The sequence below is a fragment of the Deltaproteobacteria bacterium genome, from assembly GCA_016210045.1.
In the GTDB taxonomy this organism is placed as follows: Bacteria; UBA10199; UBA10199.
In genome coordinates, this window is record JACQUX010000018.1 from 15,743 (window position 1) to 40,359 (window position 24,617).

Consider the following 24,617-nt stretch of genomic DNA (forward strand, 5'->3'; position numbering starts at 1 on the left):
CCGCTTTAGCCCGACCGCTGCGGATTGGCGGGGTGGTCTTTCCAGGTGATGCGGCGGGAGGCGTCGTCGACGCGGCGCATCGTGATGCACTGGTCGACCGGGCAGACGAGGCTGCAGAGGTTGCAGCCGACGCAGTGATCTTCTTTGATCTGCGGGATGCGACTCCCTTCCACTAAACGGATCGACTGATGCGCGCCGTCTTCGCACGCGCTGTAGCAAAGCTGACACCCGATGCAGGTCGCGGCGTTGATCTGCGCGATGACCTTGTAATGTAAATCGAGTGCCTCCCACGGACGGAGTTTCCGCGCGGCAATGCCGACTAGTTGCGTGGGGTCAGCGAAATCGTGCGTGTGCAGATATTGGGCGAAGCCGGCGCACAGGTCGGTGATGATCCGAAAGCCATAATGCATGACGGCCGTGCAGATTTGGACCGTGCTCGCGCCCATCAGGAAAAATTCGACTGCGTCGCGCCAGGTCTCGATCCCGCCGATCCCGGAGATCGGCAAATGGAAATCGGGATGATTCACGAGCTCCGAAACCATGTTGAGCGCGATCGGCTTGACCGCCGGGCCACAATAGCCGCCGTGGCTGGATTCCCCGTTCACGATCGGATTTGGTTCCATCGTGTCGAGATTCACGCCGGTGACGGAATTGATCGTGTTGATCAGCGAGACGGCATTGGCGCCGCCGCGTTGCGCGGCCAAGCCGGCGGCCGTGATGCTGGTGATATTCGGCGTCAACTTCACGATCACCGGCTTGGTGGCCTTTTCCATCACCCAGCTGGTGATCTTTTCGATCACGTCGGGATTCTGCCCCACCGCCGCACCCATGCCGCGTTCGCACATGCCGTGCGGGCAGCCGTAATTCAGCTCGAAGCCGTCGACGCCGGCGTCTTCACAACGCGCGATCAGGTCGTGCCACTCGGCCTTGCTCTCCACCATTAATGACGCAATTAGTGCATGCTGCGGAAATTCGCGCTTCACGGCCGCCATTTCGGCCAAGTTCACGTCGATCGGGCGATCGGTAATCAGTTCGATATTGTTCAATCCCATGATGCGCCGATCCCGATAATGGATCGCGCCATAGCGGCTCGAAACGTTCACAATCGGTTGCCCGAGCGTCTTCCAGACCGCCCCGCCCCACCCGGCGCGAAACGCATTCGCGACTTGGTAGCCGGTGTTGGTCGGCGGTGCCGACGCGAGCCAAAAAGGATTGGGAGCAGTAATGCCGGCGAAGTTGCAATGCAGATCCGTCATGACGACCTCAGATTTTCGTGTGTTTGAGAAAACGATCGATACCGCGCGCGGCGTCGCGACCGTGGGCGACGGCGTTGACGACTTCTTTGCCGCCGTTCACACAATCGCCGCCGGCAAAGTATTGTGGGCGGCTGGCCTGGAAGTCGGCGTTCACCAAGACTTTATCGCGCTCGAGTGCCAAATCGAGCGCGGCAAACAGTTCCCGCTGCTTTTCCTGTCCGGTCGCGCAAATGACTTGATCGCATGCCGTGACGAATTCCGAACCGGCCACTGCGTGGACCGCGCTCGCGCGCCCGTGGCCGTCGATCGTATTGCGCACCCAACGCACGCCCGTGACACAGTCGGTGCCGAGGATCGCGACCGGCGAGGTCAGGTACTCGAAACGAACGCCGTGCCGTTGCGCCAATTCCACTTCGAATGTATAGGCGCTTTGGTCAGCTGCAGTGCGTCGATACGCCAGCTGCACCTCGGCGCCGAGCTTGGCCGCTTCAACTGCGGCGTCAATCGCGGTATTGCCGGCGCCGATCACGACGACGCGCCGCCCCACCGCGATGCGCTGGGCCTGTTCGCGCAGCCGATAGATGAATTCCGCCGCGCCGACGACGCCGGGCAGCGTCTCGCCGGGGATGCCTAAACGGCGCGAGGCGCTTAAGCCGATACCTAAGAAGATAGCAGCGAAGTCCAATTCCAGGGTGGCGATCGCGGCGGCAGTGAGACGGGTGTTGGTGCGGATCTCGAAACCGATCTGCGCCAGATACGCGACTTCCGCGCGGGATTCCTCGTTGGAATATTTGTACGGCGCGACGCCGTAAGCGTTGAGTCCGCCGGCCTCCGCGCTCGCTTCAAACACGACCGGTTCATAGCCCAACACGCAGAGTTCATGCGCGCACGCCAGTCCCGCCGGCCCCCCGCCGACGATGGCGACGCGCTGACCGGTCGGCCGCCCTTTAGTAAAGAAACGCGTTTGCTGCGTGATCGCCAGATTGGTGGCATAGCCTTGCAAACGGCCAATCTCGATCGGTTGTCGATTGAGTGCGTTGTAGACGCATGCGCCTTCGCAGAGCACTTCGGTCGGACAGACATCGGCACACGAGCGACCCAAGATGTTTTGAGTGAAGATCGTCTTCGCCGCGTTCATCGCATCGCCGCTCATGATTTGGCGTATAAACATCGGGATATCGATACCGGTGGGACAGGCCTGCACGCAGGGGGCATCGTGGCAAAAGAGACAACGCGACGCCTCAAAATGCGCGGCACGCGCGCTCAGGCGCGGTTTCTGCTTGGCAAAGGCCGCCTGCAAGACATCGTCGGGCGGGATCGACAACAAGGTAGCGTCAGACATGGGCCGCAACCAATCATGAATGCGGGGCAAATGCAATTGGGTTCGCCGCAGCGTTCGCACTCACGCCGCGGCGGCATCCCAACGACCACGTTTCGCCACGATCCGCGGGAGATCCCCCCGACAACGGCGCAACAACGCGTGTCCTTCCTCGGCGTGGCGGCTGTCATCGGGCACGGCGAGTGGCGCAAACGGCGGCGCTGCGGCATCTCGCGCGGCCAATTCCGTGGCCGATCCGAACAGCGCCCAATAGCAACCGCGCTGGACATACGCGGTCACAACGTCGAGCCGATAGCGGGCCACCTCTTCCGCCAGGGCAAGCGACGCGGACACGACGCCGCGCAACCAACTTCGCTCGGCCGCGGAAAGCCCATCTTCCGGCGCTGCGAGACGCGAACAGGCGGCGTCGGCCAACAGTTCGTGCGACAGCATGAAACAGTCCCAAATAAAAATACCTTGGTGGGACGAGCCATCGATCAACGCATCGGCCGGTCGCGGCGCAGTGCCGTTGCGGACCGTCTCCCGCGCCACAAATCGCGCCACGTCGGCGCGAAATCCGCTGATGCTGCTTTCCAACGCCGCCGCGGCGGCCTGCAGCGCATCGAGCGCGCGCGGATGATCCAATGCGAGCAGCAGCAGGCCACTCGCGACCGCGCGCGTCCCTTCGCGAAACCCGATCCGTCCACGGTGCCGAGCCATCCAACTGGTCTCCGGAACGGTCCGGAGATGGGCATCCGTCAAGCGATCCCGCAACGCATAATTCCCATCGCGATCCGCACAGGCCACGGCCACGCGCGTCCAATTATCCCACCGCCGCCACGGCCATACGTGGTGCGGGAGGACCAAACAGCGCGCGGCCAGCGACCAGAGGCCGCGCAGCGGAGCGGCGGCCTCCGCCGACAGCGAGCGAACGAGGGGCCGCGTGCTCGACGCAGTCGATCCCACATTCCCCGCAACTGGCGGCGCATAGTGCCGCAGATCGAGGACCTGCGGCTCGATGTCAAAATAATTCAAGCGCGCTCGCACTTCCGTGCCGCTATGCTGCGGGAAGTGCCGATGCGCCTCGCCCGGTCGCGGTCCGCGATACAGTAATGGTGATGTCGCTCGCATTTACTCTCTCTATCGACGACACGAGGAAAAAAGTTGCGTGCAGGATGCTCACGCCGGACGCGCAATGCGGTCCGGATCGGGCGCGAGTGGCACTTGGAGCGCCGCCCACGCGGCTTCGCACAACTCGCGAATGCCGGCGCCGGTCGCGGCGGAGATGACCATCACGCGATGCCCGGCGGCGATGAGCGCGAGTTGCACCTCCGCCATCGCGGCCACGACCTCGGGGCGATCCGCTTTCGTGAGGACAATCACTTCGGGGCGTTCGAGCAGCGCCGGACTGAAGGCCTCCAGTTCGCGGCGGATCGCGGCGTAGCTGGCCAGCGGATCGGGGTGGGTGGGGTCGCAGGCATCAATCAGGTGCAACAAGATGCGGGTCCGTTCGATATGGCGTAGGAACTGGATGCCGAGCCCCACGCCGGTATGCGCACCTTCGATCAGGCCGGGGATATCGACTGCGGTGAACGACCGATCGTGGCCCACGTAGACCACGCCGAGTTGCGGCACGAGGGTGGTGAACGGATAGTCGGCGATCTTGGGACGCGCACGGGAAATTGCGGCCAGCAGCGTCGATTTGCCGGCGTTGGGGAGACCGATCAGGCCAACGCTGGCGAGCAGTTTCAGTTCCAATCGCAGACGCCGCGATTCGCCCGGCAGTCCTGGATCGGCGCGTTCCGGCGTCTGGTGCGTCGCCGTGGCAAAATGGCAGTTGCCCCATCCGCCCTTCCCGCCGCGGGCAATGATCATTTCTTGGCCATGTGCGACCAGATCGACCAACAACGCGCCGGATTCGGCGTCGCACAGCATCGTCCCGACCGGGAGACGGATCAGGACATCGTCCCCCGCAGCGCCGTATTGCTCCTTGCCGCGCCCGTGTTCCCCGCGCCCCGCACGAAATTGGCGACGAAAATGGACATCGAGCAACGTCTGCAGGCCTTCGTCGGCCCGCACGATGACATGCCCGCCCCGTCCGCCGTCACCGCCGTTCGGGCCACCACGCGGGACGTACTTCTCGCGACGAAAACTGCGACACCCGTTGCCGCCGTCGCCCGCAAAGACTTCAATTTCCGCTTCATCAATGAAATGCATGGGGAGGGAATACTGGGCCTTGGGAAGGGAAAACTAGTTCGCGAGTTGGGCCGTGATCGCGGGCACGATACGGACCCAGCGACGATTGGCCCGTTCGAAATATTCGACGCGACCGGGGACCTTCGCGAACAACGTCCAGTCGCGGCCGACGCCGACATTGAGGCCCGGGTGAATTTTGGTGCCGCATTGGCGCACCAGGATGGAGCCGCCGGTCACGACTTCGCCGCCGTAGCGCTTCACGCCGCGACGTTGACCGTTACTGTCCCGCCCGTTCCTAGATGACCCGCCCGATTTTTTGTGCGCCATAACAGTCCCTTTTCACTACCCGGCAATCTTCGTGATCCGCACTTCGGTGAATTGCTGCCGATGCCCTCGCCGCTTCTGATACCCTTTCCGCTTCTTCTTCTTGAACACCAGGATCTTCTTCGCTTTGCCTTGCTGGAGGATTTCGGCCTCGACCGTGGCCCCGGCAACTTGCGGGGTGCCGATCTTCGGGTCACTGCCATTGCCGCCGATCATCAGGACCTGGTCGAACGTGAGCGTTTGGCCTGCCTCGCCGGTCACTTTCTCGAATCGGCAGCGATCCCCTTCCGCGACCCGATACTGTTTCCCACCTGTGGCAATGACTGCGTACATAATGACCTCAAAGGTTGTAGGGGAGCGCTGCTATCGTGAATCCGGTGGGGTTGTCAAGGACCGCGTCATTAGACGTTGACAGGCCGGGTGCGGCGTGATGATGACCGTCCCATTGATCGGGGGATCGTATGCGCGTGCGGCTCGGGACAAAGGTCTTGGGACGGCGAGTCCCCTCTTCCCCTCGGCAACGGCGGTTGTGCCCGGCTGCGAGCGGTGCCCGCATTGGACCATGCTCAAACCCACGGCCAGATTCCTCCACGGATTTTTCCTTACTGACATCACCGTCCCAGCCCATCGCCCGACGTTGGAGTGCGAACTTTTCCGTCTATCCGTTGGGGATTGAGGCATGGGGCGGTGCGACGGGACTGACCGACACCGGCTGGATCGCATTGGGCGTTGGGGCTGCGGTGGCTGTCGGTGTCGCCGTGGCAGTGATCCATCGCTGGCGGCAACGCACGTCACCCGCAGACGACACACCGCGCCCGCCGACGTCGCCCACGGAACGGGCCCATGCGGCGATGCGCGACATCCTGAGCAGCGATTTCCATCGCACCAATCGGGGACGTATCGCGATGCGCGCAGTGATCGACGCATTACCACCCGCAGGGCGACAGCAACTGGCGATCGACTTGCTGGAGCGCCATTATTTCCCCAGCACCGATGTGGCTCGCCAATTGGCCTGGGTGCTGCGCGACCTCATCGGGACGCCGCCCGATTGGCGAAAGCGTCTCATCGCCTTGGTGCCGCCTGCCCTGATCTCTGTTGCCAGCGTTCCAACAGCCATCCGAGAAGAATTTGCGCTGCAGGTCGCCGAGCTGCGTACGTCCGTGGTGCGCTCGCTCCGGTGGACTGCGGAGACTCCGGAATCGCCTCGCGTGGGAGACAACTTGGCCCAAGCGACGGCGATCGACTATTTAGTGCGCTCATTAGAACGCCTCCGCGAGCTGTTGCGCACGCTCGATTCCGCAGTAGCCGTCCCACTCTTCCCCGCCTGTCGCGCGCAAACGGGCAATCTGGTGCAGCGACTGCTCTATGCCGTAATGACTGCCACGCTGCTCCCGGCACTCCCCGCGCGAGAACGGTTAGGCGCCGTATTGCCGTTGCTCGATACCTGGATCGCCGGCGACGCGGTGATGGGACGCGAATTGCGGCCGGTACTAGACCTCTTTCACGGCGGCGAGGCATTGACTGTCGTCCGGCGACTGCAACCGGGCTTGCACGGACCGGAGGTGCTCGGCGTGGCGCAGGCGATCGTGCAGCTGTTGCCACGGCTCCGTCCTGGCAAACGGCATGGCCCGGGGCTGCACGTCTTGACCACATTGTTCCAAATCGATGCGCGGGCGCTGGTGCCAAGCCACTTGCTCGCACTGGGCGCCGCGATCCCGAATGAATCTTTGCCGCTGTTGGTCGATGAAATGACGGCACTGTTGGGCCCACAGACCCTCTCCCGGTTGTTACCGTTGCTGGAACAATGTTGGCCGCGCGTGAAGCCCAGCCAACGGGGGCCGATCCTGCAGCGACTCGCGGGCATTGCGAGTGAGGCAGGGCTGCGGACGACGCGCGCCAGACAGGAACTGCCGGAGAACGCAATCCTTGCCGTATTCGGCCTCGGCGCGCAGGCACCTGAACCGCCGCCGCTCACCGATGCAGATCGGATCGCACGGCTGTTGGGCCAGAGTTCGGCACAAGATGCGCGGATGTTTTTCTTGCGGCTGATCCGGCAGCGCCAGAAACGACCGTCCGGATTCTTACGGGAGCAGTTCGAAGACCAATGTCGCCTGTTTGCGCAATTTCTCAAACGCCATGAACGGATGGAAGTCACCGCCCAGTTTGTCGAGCAATACGGATTGGATCAATTGCCGTTGCCAATCGTCGCAATGCTATTGGCGCGGGTCAGCGCCCCAGTGTTCCTCGACTTCGCAACCGCGCGCACCGACCGCGCGCTGTTGGTCGTTGCGCGTTACGCCCACGCCGGACTCCCGTGGGAGACGTGGTGTTGGGCGCAGTACGGCCAGGCCGGATGGAGCGAGACCTTCTTGGCACGCGCAGGAAAGGCGGTCGAGGGCTATCGGCGCGGTGCGGCACTGCGCAACATCGGCGATGCGACAGAACAGCGTTGGGCCTACGCAGCGCTCGGCCAACCGAAAGGACTCAGTTTCGAGCAATTCGTGCAGGGCCTCCGCCAGGAACTGCCGCCGTCGTCGTTCTTCCCCGCTTCTTTCCAGCTGCGGGTCCCGGAAGTCGCTTCCTGTTGGGCGCAAATCGACCGCGCGGAGTTGCTCCGCAATATCCGCGAGGCCTGCGGCTGGATCGATGCGGCCGCCACCGCGGCGGATTTTTATACCGCCACTCAGCAGCTGTGCCAAAACGATTCAGGATTGCGCGACCGACTCGGACCACGCCCGTCGCAACGAACACTCGACACCTGGATCGCACAACAGGCCGGAGCGCTGTGGGCTGACCCCGCGCTGCGCACGCGGACCGGCGTGGCGGAATGGCTGCGCTTGGCGTTGGTCCGAAACGCCTGGAGCGACGCACAGTCCGCCGGATTACGCGAAACGATCGGACCGCTGCGGACTCAGCTTCCACGGCTCGGCACGCAGGCGTGGCTCGCCGGCGCGCGGGCACTGGAAGAATTGTTGCGCGATCGGCTCGCCGACGCGGCGCAACGCTGCGGCATCACACTCCCGACCGCGACCGACGACGCGGCGAACGCGCTCGCCGCGATCGTGCGCGTGCAGCAAGCGCTGGCGCACCAGCTACAACAGGGCGACGCCACGATCGTGCGCACTGTCGCCGTGGAATGCGTCCCATCACGCAGTCAGGCGGATCGTTTTCTCCACTTCGTGGCAGACGATTGCACGCGCAGCGCAGCAATTGATTCGCCCGATTTTCAAATGATGCGGATGGTCACCGAACAGCGTTTCGTCGGCCCGCTGTACTTCGAACGCGTACACATTGTCGGCACGTCGCTGACCGTACTCGTGATCGCGCTGGAACCACGGCCAGAATGGTCGATCGATTACGCCGCTTTCTTGGCCGAGATCGAGCGCCAGCTGCCGCCGGCCGCCGAGCAGGCCGGATTCGGCGCCGTGCTGTTGATGAATAATGCCAGTCTGCAAAGCAATCGCGTCGACCTGATCGACGCCATCGGGCGCCGCGATTATCCAGCACTCACGCTGCCGGCACGATTTGGACGCGTCTCAATTTTTCATTCGGGATTTCACTTCCCGCCGCATCGTGGTGTCGCTCCGGAAAACCAAGCAACGGTTTCGTTCCTCGTGCTGTGGCAGCACGCGGCCGCCGCCGATGAATTAGCACGCGTCGCGATCGCCAGCGATGAACCGGACGGGCGCATGCGATGGCCGATCCTCGCAGCAGAATTGGAAGCGGCAGAATTTGCGGCCGGACAGGACGCGATCGATCACGAGGAACCGCCGGCCCGCCCACGCGAACGGGCGGAGCGCCGACCGTTTCGCCCGCAGCCTGCAGCACGTCCCGAGCCGCCCGCCGTACAACCTGTTGCGCCGCAAGATGCAGCAGAAGAGGAAATCGAATTCGTGTTGGACTTCGACAATGCAGCGGCGGATGACATCGCCGCAACCCCACCGCTGACCGTAGAACTCCACGCGCCCGCGCCCATCGCGGAGGCGCCAGTCATATGGCCTCGCGGCCAACCGCGTCCGGTTGTCGTGCAAAATGAAATGAACGGCTACGATCGCGCTGCGGCGCAGGCGATGTTGGCGCAACTTGCCCACCAGGTCCCGGCGGAATTGCAACAGGCGCTGCTGACTGCCCCACGCGACTGGTGGCCTATGATGGCAGCCGCCATGGCCGAAGCCGGTCTCGCCGCGGACGCCATGATGGCCAATGGCGGCGCGTTCCCCGGTGCGGCCGAACCGCAACACCATCCGCAGCTGGAGCAACGGCGCTTCCCTCCGGTCGTGGAAGGCACGCTCGTATTACAGAACCGTCCGCTGATGGCGATCTTGCTGAACCGCCGTGTCACGCGACTCGATCGCGGCTGGGTCGAGCCGACGCTCGACGGCAAGACGCACGTGATCGATGTGGAGCGCGGCTGGGGCGCACTGCCGGAGACTGGCACCGAAGTGACGCCGCAAGATTTGTTCGACTTCTACAACGTGGTCTTCTATCAAGCGCGCCACTGCCACGCCTTTCTGCTTGTGCTGCAACGCTGCGGCGCCAACGTGATGCCACTCGGCGGAATCATCGCGGAACTCGACGCGGCACTCACCGCAAGTCTGGAAGCCTTGCTGCGGGGCAACAGCGAGGAGGCATTGCAAATCCTGCAAGGCGTAGACGCCACCATGAGCCACTTCCGCGCGGTGATGCGGACGATCGCAAACACCGTCAACATCGAAGTCGATCCGATCACCGGCTGGATCTATCCTCTACACCCCCGCCACGCCGAACTGCGGCCGCCGGAACTGAATGCGTAGCGCACATCTTATAAAACAAGATTACCGAGCAACCGGCCGCAGTGCGGGCTCGTTTTCCACACGCCGCACGTCGGCCACGGCGGCCAGCGGCGCTGCGGCGCGCGAGGCTTGGCGGACGACGCTTAAGTCCGGATCGAAGCAGCTGCGACAGCGGGCTTCGTAGATTTCTCCGGCGCCGACAACCACTTGCGATTCCTCGGCCGTAAGCCGTTGCGACTTGGTGGCCAGCCCGCCGCAAGCCATACAGATCGCTTGTTGCTTGGCGACGAAATCGGCGACGGCCAGCAATTGCGGCATCGGCCCGAACGGACGGCCGCGATAGTCTTGATCAAGTCCGGCGCAAATCACCCGCACACCACGATCCGCCATCTTCTGCGCGACATCGACAATCGCGTCGTCGAAAAATTGGACTTCATCGATCGCGACGACGCGGGTTTGATCGCGTACCAGTTCAATGATGCCACTCGACGTCGGCATATTCTGACATTCAAACTGTTGCGCGGCATGCGACGTGATAAAGTCCATTGCATAGCGCGTATCGGCGGCGTGTTTGAAGATCTGCACCCGCTGTTTGGCGATCAGCGCGAGCCGCACGCGGCGGATCATCTCTTCGGTCTTGCCGCTGAACATCGGGCCACAGATGACCTCGATCCACCCACTGGAACGACCTTGAAAGAAATGCATGTCTCCCCCAATGCGTTACAGGCCGTGACTCGGCGTCCACCAGGCGGCGGCACCCTTTTTTTGATCCATTGCGGCGAGCACTTCAATCGCGGCCAGACCGGTTTCGATGCAACGCTGTTCGGCCAGCTGCATCGTCGCATCGTCGATGAATTGATTGAGATGACGATTCGCGTAGACCGCGCAGACCGCGCCGGCCCGCGCGTTGATGATCGAGCCTAACGTGAACAGTGCCGACGCCTCCATTTCGAAATTCGCGACACCCATCGATTCCAATTTGGCGGGCAGTTCCGGATCGCGGACTGGAAAGCCAGGAACCTTGCGGGCCTGACAGGCGTAGAATCCCGGCGCCGTCGCAGTAATCCCGAGGTGATGTGGGAATCCGCACCGCGCCGCCGCCTCGATCAATGCTACGACCGCCTCGTGGTGCGCCACGGCCGGATAGCCATCGACGACATAGAAGGAGGTCGTGTTTTCCAACCGCACAGCGCCCGTCGAAATCACCAATTCCGCCAGCTCAATGCCTTGGCGAATCGCTCCGCACGACCCGATCCGCAACAACGTCGGACGCTGCACGATTTGCGAAAGCTCCACGACGGCGATCTCGGTGTTATCGGGCCCCATGCCGGTCGCCATCACCGTGAGCGGAATGCCGCGATACATCCCGGTGATCGTGACATATTCGCGATGCGTGATGGGCGCTCGCGCCTGATCGAAGTATTTCGCCACGCGATGCACGCGCGCCGGATCGCCGCACAGCAAGATGTACGGCGCGACATCACCCGGACCGCATCCGATGTGATATTGCCGTCCGGTCGCTGTCTTCACCACCTCGGCCGATTCATACGTCGCCATGACAGCCTCAATAAATTTTCATCCGCTTCACGCGCAAGCCGTGGCCGGTGCGGCAACAGTCGTAACCGACTTTCGCGCCGACGCGGATATATTCGCGTCGTCCCTTCTGTCCCAACAAATCGACTTCATCGATATGAAAGAACAGTTCCCGCCCGCGCAGGTCTCGGACAAAGCCGTACGACAGATGCGGGAAGAATTTGACGATCTCGCCCTTGGAAAAGAGGTCTTGCTGGGGGTCGACGACCGGCGCCGCGACGCTGCCGGCACCACGTTGCGCGCCAGCCGGGATCGGCATGGTATTCGGCGCCCAGGCATGCACCGGCCGGTCGTTCGCTTCGATGGTTGCGACGGCAACGTTCATGGGCGCGGCGTGTAGCATGTCATACCACCGCGACAAAGGAGATTTTTAGATGACTCCATGCCGCTTCCCGACCTTAGTAAATGCGGCGATCGCCTGATCGACTTGCGCTGGCGTATGGGCGGCAGAGAGTTGCACACGGATGCGCGCAGCGCCTTTTGGCACGACCGGATACGAAAAGCCGATCACGTAGATCCCCTCGGCCAACAAGTCGCGGGCCACGTCGACGGCCAACTTCGCCTCGCCGAGCATGATCGGGACGATCGGGTGTTCGCCCGGACGGATCTGAAAACCGGCGTCGGTCATCGCGGTCCGGAATCGACGCGTGTTCTCGTGCAGCTGCAAGCGCAGCGTATCCGCGCCGGTCAAGAGTTCCAGCACGGCGAGCGAGACGGCCGTGACGACCGGTGCCAGGCTGTTGGAGAAGAGATACGGTCGTGACCGATTGCGGAGCAAATCGATGACCGGCCGGCGCGAGGTTGTGAAGCCGCCAGTGGCCCCACCCAACGCCTTGCCGAGCGTGGAGGTCAGGATATCGACCCGTCCTTCCACGCCGCAAAATGCGGGCGTCCCACGTCCGCCGGGACCGAAGAATCCGGTCGCGTGCGAGTCGTCGACCATTACTGCGGCCTCGAAACGCTCGGCGACCGCGCAGATCTCAGCGAGCTTCGCGATGTCGCCATCCATCGAAAAGACGCCGTCGGTTGCGACCAAGATCGCGCGCGCCCCGGCAGTGCGCGCCGCGCGGAGCTGTGCCTCGAGGTCATTCAGATCGGCGTGCGCGTAACGGAAGCGCTGCGCCTTGCAGAGCCGGATGCCGTCGATGATCGACGCGTGATTGAGCGCGTCGCTGACGATCGCATCCGCTTCGCCGAGCAACGTTTCGAAGAGTCCGCCGTTGGCGTCGAAACAGGAGGAGTAGAGGATCGCGTCGTCCATCCGCAAAAACGCGCTGATCCGCTGTTCCAGTTGTTGATGCTGCGTCTGCGTCCCGCAAATGAAGCGGACCGACGCCATGCCGTAACCCCATTCGCGCAACGCGCGCTCGCCGGCCGCGAGCAATTGCGGATGATCGGCCAGGCCTAAGTAATTGTTGGCGCAGAAATTCACGACCTCGCGGCCGCCGACGCGAATGGCGTTCCGTTGCGGCGATTCGATCGCGCGTTCTTCCTTCCAGAGTCCAGCTTCGCGAATGGTGTGGAGTTCGGTCTCGATGATCGACAAGAGTGGATTCAACATAACAGCTCCGATCGTGTCATGGTCGCAGCACGATTTTTCCGGCCCGCGCCTCGCCGTTCAGCAATTGCATCGCGTCGTCGATCTTGGCCATCGGGAATTGGTGCGTGATCACCGGCGTCAAGTCGATCCGGCCGGAACAGAGCAGATTTTGCACTTGGACCCAGGTCTCGAACATCTTGCGCCCGTTAATGGCCTTGATCGTGATCCCTTTGAAGATCATTTCATTCGCGAAGTCGATCGGCACCGGCTGCGCCGGCAGACCGAACGCGACAAACGTCCCGCCCTTGCGAACGACCTTGAACCCTTGATGGATCGCCGGCGCCGCGCCGCTCATTTCCAACACCACGTCCACGCCCAGCCCGCCGGTGCGCGACAGGATCTCTTCCACCGGATCCGTTTCCCGCGCATGAAATACGAAGTCGGGTTGGTAATGGCGGAGCAAGTCCATCCGATACGCCTGCATCCCAACACAAAAAATCTGCGTGGCGCCGAAGGCGCGCGCGACGGCCGTGGCGAAGATCCCGGTCGGGCCGTCGCCGAAAATCGCGACTCGTTTTCCCATCACGTTCGCTTCGGTCACCGTATAGACCGAGTTGCCGAACGGCTCTTGCAGCGTCGCGAATTCCCACGGCAAGGCCGGATCGGTCTTCACCGCGCAGACCTCGGGGATCGCCACGTATTCCGCGAAACAGCCGGGACGGTCGACGCCGAGAATTTCAAGATGTTGGCAGATATGCATCTCGCCGGTGCGGCACTGAAAGCACTCGAGGCACGGGATGTGCGACTCTGCGGCGACGTGATCGCCGACCCGGATCCGTTCCACTTGCGCGCCGACCGCGACCACTTCGCCGGCGAATTCGTGCCCGAACACTAGCGGGGTCTTTAAGCGCCCTGCGGCCCAGTCGGTCCATTTATAGATGTGGAGATCGGTGCCGCAAAACGAGGCCGCGTGGACACGGCAGAGGACCAAATGTGACGTGACTTCGGGGAGCGGGACATCGGTGTACGTGGCACCGGGCGCGGGCCGCTCCTTCACGAGCGCCTTCATCATGGTGGCCATATGGCGCCCTTCCAACCACGCGCCGCCGCGAGCGGCAAGGGGAAAGTGGTATTTATCGGCCTTGACACCGGAACACACGGCTCACTACAATGGCCATAGATGTGGACACTCAGATTATCGCGGCAGGCGGCGCAATTTTTCGAATCCTTGACCGGGAAACATAAGACCCAGATGGCGCATGCATTCGACCGCCTCACGACGGACCCACACCTCGGCAAGACACTGCGCGGAGAATTGAAAGGGTATTGGTCATATCGCGTCGGAGTGTATCGGATCATTTATGTGATCCGCCATACGGAAATTGTGATTGAGGTCCTTCGGGTGCAACATCGTCGCGACGTGTATGAACGATTTCAAGGATAACCCTATGGCACAACTCCTCCCGATTACGAAGGCCAAGCAACGTTTCCTGGAGCTGGCGCGGCGCAACCAAGAGCTCGGGGAATCTTTTATTATCCTGAAAGACGGCGAACCGGTCAGCGCGCTGCTCCCCTTCGAGGAATATGAAGCCCTGCTGGAAACGCTCGATATCCTGGCAACGGAGCCGGGCATCGTCAGACACTTGAAACGAGCGGAGCGAGAAATTGCGGCCGGTCGCAGCGTGGTGTGGAAGCCTCAACGGAAGCGGTAACACTCACGGCAACAATTCGTGCGGTTGCAGCAAATCGCGCACGCCGTGCCGCAACTGTACTTCACTAAAGCGCTCTTCCCACCGATAACGATCGCCTTGCACCGCGCGCCAATACGGACGCCCGGCTCCACGCCACGCGTCGTAGACGATTCCACGTTCCAGCGACGCGCCGCGGGCGGTGAGGACGAGTCCGTTGTTCTCCGTCGCCTTGCCGGGACTCGCCACGCCCCAACTCCGCGCGAAGTGGCACCACGGCAGCCCTTGCACTGCGGTCGCGAGCGCCTGCGTCCAGTGATAGCAATAGCCGAGTTTCCGCGCGCCGGTGTGCATCAAGAAGTTGTTCCAGAGCGGCGAGCCGACCATCCGAAATTCACCGGCGCGGCGGCGCGTTTCCGCGACCAGCGCTGTCGAGATCGCCTGCGCCTCAGCCTCGACGCTCGGTTCAGAACCCCGGAGCGGATCCTCAGTCCGCGCTAATGCAACGAGCGCATCGCGCAGCTGCACGCCCGCCTCCAAGTCCGCCACGTCGCGGGAACGCTCCACGCAGGCCCTCCACGTAGCGCGATGCGCGCGCCCCACCGACGCGTGCCCGCGCCGACTCCGCGTGGCAAACGACGCCCGCAACGACGCCGGGAGCTGTTGCACACACTGTTGCAGCGCCGCCTGCGCCGCGGGCAGCCCCGCCTCGGGCGTATCGGCCCACGCCGGAGACAGCGCGAGCAGCAGCACGAGACCACAACAATGGCGGTAATAGCGACAACGGCCCATGCAGGCGCTCTAATGAAATCAAGGGATGGCGGTCAAGCCCCGGCGACACAACCCCCCTCCAACAACTGCATCGCAGGGGGACAGGTACCGTCGGATGCCCAATTGGCGCGTATCCGACGGTACCTGTCCCCCTGCGATGATCATTTAGCGTGCGGGGCGCGTTTCGGTGGGAGTCGGCTCCGAAGCTGGGGATGGTGCCGCAGCCGGTTCGGTCGCTGGGGCGGTGGTGCGCGTGGACGTGGAGGTCATAGCCGGGGCCGGGGGCTCCGCGCCGGTCGAGGCACGGGCGGGGATCCAGGTCAGCAGGCTCGGTTGTCCTTCGGTGCCGCGCGTGAGCAGCAGGAGATCGAAACCATCGGCCGCAGGCATGGATCCGATGCGCTCCCACGGGCCGGCGGTCTCGAGGAGCCGAATCGCGTCGCGTTCGACGAGCTGCATGGTGCGGGTGTCGAACAGATGGAGTTGGAATGCGTGGGCCAGCAATAGGAAGGGGGCCCCCTGCTCGCCGCTCCCACGCGTCACCTGCTCGGGCACGAACGGCAATTGTTGCACGACGGCGTCCGCCACCATTACGCGCGCGGTCCGATCGATCGCCAACGTGCGATCATCCGCAGTCCGCCCTTGGTACGCGAACTCCTCTTCCGGTGCGATAGCCGCCCGATTCCGCTGCGCAATGGTGCGCGCGGCGATCGACACCACCGGCACGGGGCATGGCGGCTCTCCTTGGGTGGCCGTAGCTACCGCGTCGGCGTTTGTCCCCGATCGCGGCACCATCACGTGGCGGAGCTCCGCCAACTCCTCAGACGCCAATGTGTACGTCGGGATGGAGGCACCGGCGCTCGCGGTTCGGCTGGTCGTCACCAAACTCAGTGGCGTCGCTAACGTGCAGACGCCCACTTGCCGCGCCATCGGGTCGAGCACGGCGACACGATGCACCGCCTGCTCGCCGAGCGGCACCACCACCACGGGGGATCCTGCTTGAACCCACGCGATCGCTGCAGCGGGGGCGCTGAGTTGCCATTGCTGCGCGCGTTCGCAGTCCACCGCGCTGGAGCGGCACTCTGCTAACTGTTGCGGCACACTCGCCACCGTGACGGCCTCGGTCACGGCATCGCCGTTCGGGATCAGGTCCGGCAAGGTCGGGAGCGGCGTCGGCAACCGCATTGCGGCGGCAGCGGTCAGATCGGTCGGTGCAGAGACGCGCGCCGGGATCTCGGACGTTGGTCGAGTTGCAACGACTGGTTCGGATGGGGTGCGCTCTCGCGCGGTCTCACTCGAGGTCGGCACGCGGATCGGCGCATCAGGCGTCGCGACCACCGGTGCGACAACACGATTGGGCTCTTCAACATTCGGCAGCGGCGCGGCCGGGAGCGACACCGGCCGGGGGACAACGATCGGTTCCGTGGGTAAGCGTGCCGCCGGTTGATCCACGACGCGGGCCGCGGGTGATGACGCCTCCGCAGTCGACGCCGCAGCGGCCGGTACGGAAGAGAGCGGTCGCAGCGAGCCGAATTGCATCGGCACCACAGCCACGGGTGCGTCGCGCGTCGTTTCCGGCGCACTCGCCTCCCCCGTCGGCGCACTCGCAACGAGCGTCCCCTCTGATTCCGGCGACGCGCCTCCTTCATTCCGACCACGCTCGCCCCGCGATAGCGGCTCAGACCGAGAAACCGGCGGCCCACTCGGTGACGCCATCGGACTCGTGGGCGAAACCGTCCGCATGGCGGGCAGACTCGCCGGCGGTGCGCTCGCAGCCGCAGTAACAGGCGACGGCAACGGCGGCGCGACTGCGACTTCGGCGCCCGCATCGCTTCCCGGTCCATCCAGATTCGGACTACCGGTCAGCGCATCGAGCCCTAAAATATCTGCCATCGAATCCGCACCGGGCATCCCCGGAGGCGGAACGGAATCGATCGCCACCGACGGCGGTGCAGCCACTTGGGGGGTACGGACCGGCGACGGCGGCGTCACCGGGAGAACCGCATTCGGCGCAGCCGGCCCACGCGGCGGCGCCATTTCTGCCCCCTCAGCCTTTGCCTGCTGACGCGTTTGATACACGGCCATCGCGGTGGCCATCCGTTGTTGCGCCTGCAAATTGGTCGGTGACAACGGCTCGCTCGGACTGAAACCCTCGGCCGCAGTCTTCATATGCTGGCGGGAAGGGACCCACTGCGGCGTCGCGGCGGCGATCAACATTTCGTTTTCCAAACGTATCTCGTCCGACTCCGACGACGTTAACACCTGCACGCCACTGCCGACTACGCGCATCGCGGCCACGGTCGGGGCCGCAGGCCCGGACACACCGTGCGTGCTTTGTACGAGCCGTGACCACAACGAGGGCCTCGGTGCGGTCGCCGCCGCCAGATGGCGACCAGCGTTGGCCTGCACACGCTGCTTCAGTTGCGTGAAAAAATTGGAACGGGGCACTATGGAGACCACCGATCCAGTGGCGCGCAGCTGCGGCGCAGCCGCTGCGGCCGGACTCTCCCCAGCGAATCCCGCGGCCAAGAAACTGCACAGCATCCAACATCGCAATACGTGGCACATACGGCGTGGCTCCCCTCCCCGCCCAATGGAGCAAGGCCTATGCCAGCGAACGCCCAAGCCAACTGTTGAATATTGCTGCATCCGGCCATCACGGCGCATTCAGTGGCGTAGTCAAACTGAGAACGGGGAGTACCCGCACACCCGGCAATGGGCATAGCGCAAGGCTTCGACGTCAGAGGTGTAAGAGAATTATGGATGAAATCCGCGGCGACCAGTGAGACGCGCAGCGGTGCCGTTTTCCAACAACGCCAACGCCACCGCGCGCTGATAGTCGATGTCGCCAGGTTTCATTTGGACTTCGGGGAGGCGAACCCGCTGCGCGCCGCGCGTCTTATGATGGGCCCCGCGCCCCTTCAAATGGCCGGGCAACGAGGCCTCAGTTAGCGGTGCCGTCTTTTCCTCGCCGGATTCCGCCTTGGCCGCGGCCTGCGGCGAGGCCTCGGGCACGTTCACGTCCGGCGGGATGCCGAACGCCTGGATCGAGCGTTTGCTCGGCGTGTAGTATCGTGCCACCGTGAGTTTCAGCGCCGAGCCGTCGTCCATTTCAATCACGGTCTGGACCGATCCCTTGCCGAAGGTCTGCGAGCCGATCACTAACGCGCGATTGTGATCTTGCAACGCTCCTGCGACGATCTCCGCGGCCGACGCCGATCCGCCGTTCACCAAAATCACGATCGGATATTCCGGCTCAGTCCCGCTGCCATGCGCCTCACGCCGGTCCACTTCCTTGCCCCGACTCACCGTCGTGAGGATAACGCCATCGCGAATGAACAAATCGCTGACCGCGACCGCCTGCTCCAACAGCCCACCAGGATTATTGCGCAGATCGAGCACTAAACCGCGGATCGGCCCTGGTTTCGCCGCTTCGCGCAATGCCGCCAACAAATCTTCGTAGGTCTGCTCTTGAAACCCGGTCAGCCGAATATACGGATATCCGGGGGCCAGCATTTCGCTGCGGACACTCAGCACTTGGATTCGCTCGCGGCGCAACGCGACATCCGTGGGCGTGCGGCTCCCCACTCGCACGACGGTTAAGACCACTTTCGAACCCTGAGATCCACGCATGACCTTCACCGCATCGCCGATGTTCATTTGCTTGGTCGACTTGCCGTTGATCTTGACGATCCGATCCCCCGGCTTGATCCCGGCCCGCGCGGCCGGAGAGCCGTCGATCGGCGAGACGACCGTGATCCAGCCTTGCTTCAGCGTGATTTCGATCCCGACGCCGCTGAATCGCCCGCCGGTTTCGGAACGGAGCGCCTTATAGACTTGCGGTTCCAGATACGCGGAGTGCGGGTCGAGCGCTTCGAGCATCCCTTGCAACGCGCCTTCGACCAGTCGTTCTTCGTCGACCGGTTCGACATAATAATTCGCGATGTCGTGCAACACGCGGCTGAACGTATGCAGCGCTTGAAAGGCTTCATTACTGAGCGCCTGCGCGGGGGCTGCCCCGCCGAACACCGCTCCGCAACACAATATGGCGCAATACCAACGAAGGGTCCGAGACATAGTGGGATGTCGATATCATAGCTCCCACAGCGGAGCAAATTTTTTGCGAGTTTACAACGTGACCGTCGTGATGGCCGGCACGGCTTGGCCCAAGATACCGCTGGTGATTTGCGCAAACGAGCTGGCCGCATCGGTCACATAGAGGCGGTGTTGCGGCGCGGCACCGGGGCTCGCGAACAACCCATGCTGTTGCAAAATCTGCCGCAACGCCCCTGCGGCCGCGGTCCCGGAATCGACGAGTTGCACTGCACTTCCCAACAGCGCCCCGATCCCCGCCGCCAACAACGGATAATGCGTACAGCCGAGGATCAGCGTGTCGATACCTTCGTCCCGCAACGGCTCCAAGTAGCGATGGATGACGGCGTCGACGATTGCGCCGTCGGTCCACCCTTCTTCCACCAGCGGCACGAACAGCGGACACGCGCGGCTCACGATGCGCGCGTCCGCCGCCCGCGCCTTCAACGTTTTCGCATACGCCTGACTCGCGATCGTCGCCGCAGTCGCAATCACGCCGATCCGACGGTTGGTCGTGACCGCCAACGCCGCTTCCACGCCGGGCTCGATCACCCCGATGATCGGAAACCCAAACCGCGCCCGCAACGCCGGCAACGCGACGGCCGACGACGTATTGCAGGCCACCACGAGCGCCTTGATACCGCGTTCCGCTAAGAACGCGCCGATCTCCAGCGAATAGCGCGTCACGGTCTCCGGCGATTTGTTGCCATACGGCACGCGCGCCGTGTCGCCGAGATAGCAGAGCGACTCGTGCGGCAACGCGGCCGCAATGGCGCGATACACCGTGAGCCCGCCCACGCCGGAGTCGAAGATCCCAATCGGTGCCGATGCCGTCGCCACGCGAGCGCCCATAAAGGTTTTTCTTCCGCAGGGCAACTAGAGAGTGATGGCAGATTCTTGACAACCACACGGCCATGCTCCACTATCCGGCGCCAACAAGCGAGGAGTCCATCACGTTGATAACCGTTATTGCGTAAGGAGAACCGACCCATGCTACTCGAAGCTACTACGACCGCCGTCGCGGCGGCCGCTGCCGGCGACGGCAATCGTCTCGCCACGATTATCGCCGACTCCGATCCGATCATTAAAGCCACGTTGCTGATCTTGGTCTTTTTTTCCGTCGTCAGCTGGGCGATCATCCTCCTCAAATGGGCACAGCTCCGGACCGCGCGGGGCAAGATCCGGCGCTTTCTGCAGCAGTTCTGGCAGGCCAAAACGATCGACGCGCTGTTGCAACGCGGTAAAGTGGCGTCGGGGCCAGCCGCCAGCATTTTCAAGAGCGCGATCGCGCCGCTCCGTGAACCGGGCATCACCGAACTTGCGCTCCGCGTGCAACGCGAGGCGGAACGCGCCACTGACGACGAAGTCGAACACCTCGAACATTACGTCCCGTTCCTAGCCACGACGGCCAGCGTCACGCCGTTCATCGGGCTGTTCGGGACGGTCTGGGGGATCCTCAACGCGTTCTTCGAAATCAAACTCGCCGGTTCTTCGGGTATTGAAGTCATCGGCCCGCGCATCGCCGAGGCGCTGTTCGCGACGGCAGTCGGACTCGCCGCCGCGATCCCGGCGGTGGTCTTCTATAACGTCTTCGTGAATCGGATCCGGCATCTCTCGCGGCAAATCGAACAGTTCGCCGACGATCTGACCCACCGGATCGCGATGGAATACCTCCACGCGAAAAGCGCGTAACCGTTCCACTCTGAGGATGTCATGGCATTCACCGCACGCAAAAATAATGGCAGGGGCCATCAGGCGTTGGCCGAAATCAACATCACGCCGCTCTGCGACGTGTTGCTGGTCTTGTTGATCATCTTCATGGTCACGGCGCCGCTCCTCTCCCAAGGGATCGATGTCCATCTTCCGCAGGCGAAGGCGCCGCAGATCCAACAGGATCGCGAAGACATGATCCTCAGCTTGCGCAAAGAGGGCGACAACTTCACGCTCTTCCTCGGCGACCAACCGACGCCGATCGGCATCCAATCGTTGGAGCAGGAACTGAAAGACCGATTCGCCAACCGCGACGAGAAAGACTTGTTCCTGAAGGCCGACCGCGACGTCCGCTATGGCGACGTGGCGCGGATCATGGCGATCGCGAAGTTAGCCGGGGTGCAACGGATCGGAATGATGACGCAGCCGGAGCCGAACTAATGGTGCCAGGCCCGCCGATTCCGCTGTACCGTGCCCTCGTCTACTCCGGCCTGCTCCATCTCGCCGCGCTGTTGGGGTTGGTCTGGTGGGGGGCCGTCGCCGAGACGCCCCGTCCGTTGGAGCCGATCGAAATCGTGATGATCGAGGTCCCGAAGGGTCCGAGCTCCGTGCCCGGCCTTGGGACCTTTGCCACGCCTCCGGAACCGGTAGTGGAAACACCGCCCGCGCCGGAACCGCCGGTGGAGGAGCCGATCGTTACGCCACCGACCCCTGAAGTGCCTCCGCCGGTCGAACCGAAACCGGAGCCGAAGCCGGAGCCCAAACCGGATCCGGTCCCGATCCGCGAACCGACGGAAACGAAACCGGTCAAGCCATCCATCCCGAAGGTCGTCACCCCGACGACGCCAAAGGCCCCAAAGTCAGAGGCCGAAAAATTACGCGCACTGATGAACAAGCAATCGAAGAGTGGGCGCTACGGCCAAGGGAAGACCGACTCGCCCGGCTGGGAACATGGCACCGGCACCAAACCGCTCGTCACGCTCCCGCCCGGCGCGATCCTCAATCGGTACCGCGCTGTGGTGCGCGAACGCGTGCGCCGCCAGTGGATGGCACCCGGGGATCTGAAGGCCCTCCCGCCGAACGCGCGGCCCAAGGCGGTCGTGCATATCAGCATCAACGGGAGCGGCGCCGTGACCGGTGTGCGTTGGGTCAAGCGTTCCGGCAACAGCCTGATGGACGACTCGGTCATGCGCGCCGCGAAACGGGCCTCGCCCCTCCCCGCCCCGCCCGCCGAGGTCCGCGATATGGCCGTTGCGCAGGGATTCGATGTCACGTTTAAACCGTGAGGAAGTGGCTGGTGACTAGTGACTGGTGGCTGGGGAACGGAGCTCACATCACTAGCCACTAGCCACCAGCCACCAGTCACGGTATGGAGAATGCAGAAAGGATATCGCCCCTATGAACCAATGGTCTCGCATTCTCATCGCATGTTGCACCCTGATCCTCGCCCGTCCCGCAATGGCGGCGATCCAGATTTTAGTCGATCAGCCGGAGGACAATCGCTTCCCGATCGCGATCGCGAACGTCGTCGCGGGCGACGGATTTTCCGGCGACTCGGCGCTGTTGAAAAAAATCCCGGAGATCATCCGCAACGATCTGAATTTCTCCGGCTACTTTTTCGTGATTCATCCGAAGATCTACCAGGACAAGAGCGTCGCGGTCGGCAGCGGCGACATCCCGTTCGAAAAATGGTCCGCGATCGGGGCACGCGGCTTGGTCAAAGGGTTTGCCACCGGCGTCGGCGACCGCATCACGGTGCAGCTTCGCCTCTTCGATGTCAACTCGAAGGAAATGCAGATGGGGAAGGAATATACCTTCTCCGCGGCCGACCTCCGGACCATTGCGCATCGTTTTAGCGACGAGATCATGAAGTCCGCGACCGGCACGCGCGGGCCGTTCTCCACGAAGATCGCGTACACGCTCACCACCGGCAGCGGCAAGAAGTCGGCGTGGAAACAGATCTACGTGATGGACATCGACGGCGCCAATGGCTGGCGCGCCACGAAAGATCGGTCGTACAACCTGGCCCCGAACTGGTCGCCGGATGGGAAGCATTTGGTCTTCACGTCGTATGTCGACGGCTTCCCCGACATCTACACCATCGACGTCGGCAACGGGCAACGCACGCGCATCACCAGCAACGAAAGCACCAACATCACACCGACATTCTCCCGCGACGGCTCCTGGATCGCGTTCAGCTCCGGGATGGCCAAAGATATGGAAATTTATTTGGTCCCCAGTTTCGGCGGCGAACCGCGCGTCTTTGCCCCGTCGTTCGGCGCCGACTTATCACCTCGCTTCTCGCCGGATGGGAACGAAGTCGTCTTTGCGTCGGAGCGCGGCGGCAAACTCAATCTGTACAAGAAGGCGATGGGAGACGGCGGCACCCCGACTCGGATCACGTTCCACGGGGGCCTCAGCGATTCGCCCGACTGGTCACCGGATGGCACCAAGATCACCTTCGCAACCTTTGGCGCGAACGTATATCAGATTTACACTATCCATCCGGACGGGTCCGGACTTAAACGGCTCACCTTTGAAGGCAGCAACGAACATCCGCGCTGGTCGCCGGATAGCCGCTACATCACGTATCACAACACCGTCGGCCGCAAGTCGCGGGTCTACGTGATGCGTTTCGACGGGGTCAACAAGACGCCGATCACCAAAGGCCACGACGCCACGCTCCCCGACTGGGGCCCGTGGCCGATGGCGTATTACGAAGATATGGAATAGTGGCCGCTCTCAAACGTCTTCAACGCGGAATGCTGGGCTATCAATTGAAAATCTCGATCGTGGTGCAATAAAGTCGCACGCGCGTGCATAGTCAGCACGGCGATCAAGCAATCCATCGGCGCACGCAACGTGACACCCGCGCGACGCATCGACCGATACAAAGCGGCCGCATGATCGAAATGATCCGGCTCCACGAGCGCGACGTAATGCGCTTGGCTGAAGAGCGCCCGGATACGACGGGAGCTCTCGTCATCCCGCACCCCTTGCAAGACTTCCTGCCGAATCACGCCGCAGATGGCGATGTCACGCTCGTGCGCAATCAGATCGGCGAGGACGTCACATTCCCGGGCCGGCGCACCGCGAAAAAAATCGATCCAGACGGTCGAATCAACCAGGATCATCGAAGTCCTCGGCCCCGCCGCATCTGACGCAGATTACCGACCCACGCAACCTTACCGCGCAAGGATAACAAGGCTTTTAATCGCTGGCGGCGCAGAAATTGTTCCAGCGCCAGATGGACCAATTCCCGTTTCGTGCGCAACCCGGACCGCCGCATTCCTTCGGCAACCAAGCGATCGTCCAACACAATGTTCGTGCGCCCCATAGTCCCTCCGATGTGTATAA

General features: G+C 63.1%; 24 protein-coding genes. 7 read left to right on the forward strand and 17 right to left on the reverse strand.

The features are described 5' to 3' along the window. Positions 1 to 5: 5 nt before the first annotated feature. The 6 genes from preA to rplU are packed head-to-tail and all read right to left on the reverse strand — an operon-like array spanning position 6 to position 5,427. The gene (gene preA, locus HY696_05390; GenBank protein ID MBI4237836.1) at positions 6 to 1,256 is read right to left on the reverse strand and encodes an NAD-dependent dihydropyrimidine dehydrogenase subunit PreA; all 1,251 of its coding nucleotides are present in this window, start codon (positions 1,254 to 1,256) and stop codon (positions 6 to 8) included. A 7-nt stretch (positions 1,257 to 1,263) separates the two neighbouring features. Next, on the reverse strand, positions 1,264 to 2,598 hold the full coding sequence (locus tag HY696_05395) for an FAD-dependent oxidoreductase (protein MBI4237837.1): 1,335 nt from the start codon (positions 2,596 to 2,598) through the stop codon (positions 1,264 to 1,266). Positions 2,599 to 2,658: 60 nt separating this feature from the next. Continuing rightward, on the reverse strand, positions 2,659 to 3,705 hold the full coding sequence (locus HY696_05400; protein MBI4237838.1) for a hypothetical protein: 1,047 nt from the start codon (positions 3,703 to 3,705) through the stop codon (positions 2,659 to 2,661). A 48-nt stretch (positions 3,706 to 3,753) separates the two neighbouring features. Further along, a complete protein-coding gene (gene obgE, locus HY696_05405) occupies positions 3,754 to 4,791 on the reverse strand; it encodes a GTPase ObgE (protein MBI4237839.1) in 1,038 nt (345 codons plus the stop codon). Between the two features lie 33 nt (positions 4,792 to 4,824). Next, complete coding sequence (rpmA, locus tag HY696_05410) at positions 4,825 to 5,097, reverse strand: 50S ribosomal protein L27 (GenBank protein MBI4237840.1); 273 nt, start codon at positions 5,095 to 5,097, stop codon at positions 4,825 to 4,827. 15 nt (positions 5,098 to 5,112) lie between these two features. Beyond that, positions 5,113 to 5,427 (reverse strand): 50S ribosomal protein L21, encoded by a 315-nt coding sequence (gene rplU, locus HY696_05415; GenBank protein ID MBI4237841.1) that lies wholly within the window; start codon positions 5,425 to 5,427, stop codon positions 5,113 to 5,115. 332 nt (positions 5,428 to 5,759) lie between these two features. Here rplU and HY696_05420 point away from each other — a divergent pair, with 332 nt between their 5' ends. Beyond that, on the forward strand, positions 5,760 to 9,887 hold the full coding sequence (locus HY696_05420; protein ID MBI4237842.1) for a hypothetical protein: 4,128 nt from the start codon (positions 5,760 to 5,762) through the stop codon (positions 9,885 to 9,887). A gap of 21 nt (positions 9,888 to 9,908) precedes the next feature. Here the strand turns inward: HY696_05420 and HY696_05425 are convergent, their stop codons facing one another. Genes HY696_05425 through tdh form a run of 5 tightly spaced genes read right to left on the reverse strand, consistent with a single transcriptional unit; the run spans position 9,909 to position 14,068 of the window. Beyond that, entirely contained in the window at positions 9,909 to 10,571 is a 663-nt protein-coding gene (locus HY696_05425; GenBank protein MBI4237843.1) for a thymidine kinase, read from the reverse strand. Positions 10,572 to 10,586: 15 nt separating this feature from the next. Beyond that, positions 10,587 to 11,423 carry a nucleoside phosphorylase gene (locus HY696_05430; protein ID MBI4237844.1) on the reverse strand — a complete coding sequence of 279 codons (837 nt, stop codon included), beginning with the start codon at positions 11,421 to 11,423 and terminating at the stop codon, positions 10,587 to 10,589. A 7-nt stretch (positions 11,424 to 11,430) separates the two neighbouring features. Next, the gene (locus HY696_05435) at positions 11,431 to 11,784 is read right to left on the reverse strand and encodes a hypothetical protein (protein ID MBI4237845.1); all 354 of its coding nucleotides are present in this window, start codon (positions 11,782 to 11,784) and stop codon (positions 11,431 to 11,433) included. A gap of 45 nt (positions 11,785 to 11,829) precedes the next feature. After that, positions 11,830 to 13,020: a glycine C-acetyltransferase gene (kbl, locus tag HY696_05440; protein ID MBI4237846.1), complete on the reverse strand. Its 1,191-nt coding sequence runs from the start codon at positions 13,018 to 13,020 to the stop codon at positions 11,830 to 11,832. 16 nt (positions 13,021 to 13,036) lie between these two features. Beyond that, on the reverse strand, positions 13,037 to 14,068 hold the full coding sequence (gene tdh / locus HY696_05445) for an L-threonine 3-dehydrogenase (protein MBI4237847.1): 1,032 nt from the start codon (positions 14,066 to 14,068) through the stop codon (positions 13,037 to 13,039). A gap of 111 nt (positions 14,069 to 14,179) precedes the next feature. Here tdh and HY696_05450 point away from each other — a divergent pair, with 111 nt between their 5' ends. Next, on the forward strand, positions 14,180 to 14,443 hold the full coding sequence (locus HY696_05450; protein MBI4237848.1) for a type II toxin-antitoxin system RelE/ParE family toxin: 264 nt from the start codon (positions 14,180 to 14,182) through the stop codon (positions 14,441 to 14,443). A 4-nt stretch (positions 14,444 to 14,447) separates the two neighbouring features. After that, positions 14,448 to 14,711 carry a type II toxin-antitoxin system Phd/YefM family antitoxin gene (locus HY696_05455; protein ID MBI4237849.1) on the forward strand — a complete coding sequence of 88 codons (264 nt, stop codon included), beginning with the start codon at positions 14,448 to 14,450 and terminating at the stop codon, positions 14,709 to 14,711. Between the two features lie 3 nt (positions 14,712 to 14,714). On the opposite strand, the gene HY696_05460 is transcribed toward HY696_05455, so the two are convergent. The 4 genes from HY696_05460 to HY696_05475 form a co-directional block, all read right to left on the reverse strand. Beyond that, a complete protein-coding gene (locus HY696_05460) occupies positions 14,715 to 15,479 on the reverse strand; it encodes a hypothetical protein (GenBank protein MBI4237850.1) in 765 nt (254 codons plus the stop codon). 144 nt (positions 15,480 to 15,623) lie between these two features. Beyond that, positions 15,624 to 18,026: a hypothetical protein gene (locus tag HY696_05465; GenBank protein ID MBI4237851.1), complete on the reverse strand. Its 2,403-nt coding sequence runs from the start codon at positions 18,024 to 18,026 to the stop codon at positions 15,624 to 15,626. Between the two features lie 189 nt (positions 18,027 to 18,215). Further along, positions 18,216 to 19,535 (reverse strand): S41 family peptidase, encoded by a 1,320-nt coding sequence (locus HY696_05470; protein ID MBI4237852.1) that lies wholly within the window; start codon positions 19,533 to 19,535, stop codon positions 18,216 to 18,218. Between the two features lie 51 nt (positions 19,536 to 19,586). Continuing rightward, positions 19,587 to 20,402: a glutamate racemase gene (locus HY696_05475; GenBank protein MBI4237853.1), complete on the reverse strand. Its 816-nt coding sequence runs from the start codon at positions 20,400 to 20,402 to the stop codon at positions 19,587 to 19,589. A gap of 138 nt (positions 20,403 to 20,540) precedes the next feature. Here HY696_05475 and HY696_05480 point away from each other — a divergent pair, with 138 nt between their 5' ends. The 4 genes from HY696_05480 (at position 20,541) to HY696_05495 (ending at position 23,993) form a co-directional block, all read left to right on the forward strand. After that, positions 20,541 to 21,242 (forward strand): MotA/TolQ/ExbB proton channel family protein, encoded by a 702-nt coding sequence (locus HY696_05480; GenBank protein MBI4237854.1) that lies wholly within the window; start codon positions 20,541 to 20,543, stop codon positions 21,240 to 21,242. Positions 21,243 to 21,263: 21 nt separating this feature from the next. Then, on the forward strand, positions 21,264 to 21,701 hold the full coding sequence (locus tag HY696_05485) for a biopolymer transporter ExbD (GenBank protein ID MBI4237855.1): 438 nt from the start codon (positions 21,264 to 21,266) through the stop codon (positions 21,699 to 21,701). Beyond that, positions 21,701 to 22,546, forward strand: coding sequence for a TonB family protein (locus tag HY696_05490; protein ID MBI4237856.1), 846 nt, complete (start codon positions 21,701 to 21,703; stop codon positions 22,544 to 22,546). Before HY696_05485 ends, HY696_05490 begins: the two co-directional genes overlap by 1 nt. 112 nt (positions 22,547 to 22,658) lie before the next feature. Continuing rightward, entirely contained in the window at positions 22,659 to 23,993 is a 1,335-nt protein-coding gene (locus tag HY696_05495) for a PD40 domain-containing protein (protein ID MBI4237857.1), read from the forward strand. Here HY696_05495 and HY696_05500 read toward each other — a convergent pair. Together HY696_05500 and HY696_05505 are read right to left on the reverse strand one after the other, a co-directional pair. Next, positions 23,975 to 24,394 (reverse strand): PIN domain nuclease, encoded by a 420-nt coding sequence (locus HY696_05500; GenBank protein ID MBI4237858.1) that lies wholly within the window; start codon positions 24,392 to 24,394, stop codon positions 23,975 to 23,977. The genes HY696_05495 and HY696_05500 overlap by 19 nt on opposite strands. Continuing rightward, positions 24,391 to 24,597, reverse strand: coding sequence for a type II toxin-antitoxin system VapB family antitoxin (locus HY696_05505; protein ID MBI4237859.1), 207 nt, complete (start codon positions 24,595 to 24,597; stop codon positions 24,391 to 24,393). Before HY696_05505 ends, HY696_05500 begins: the two co-directional genes overlap by 4 nt. Between the last annotated feature and the right edge of the window lie 20 nt (positions 24,598 to 24,617).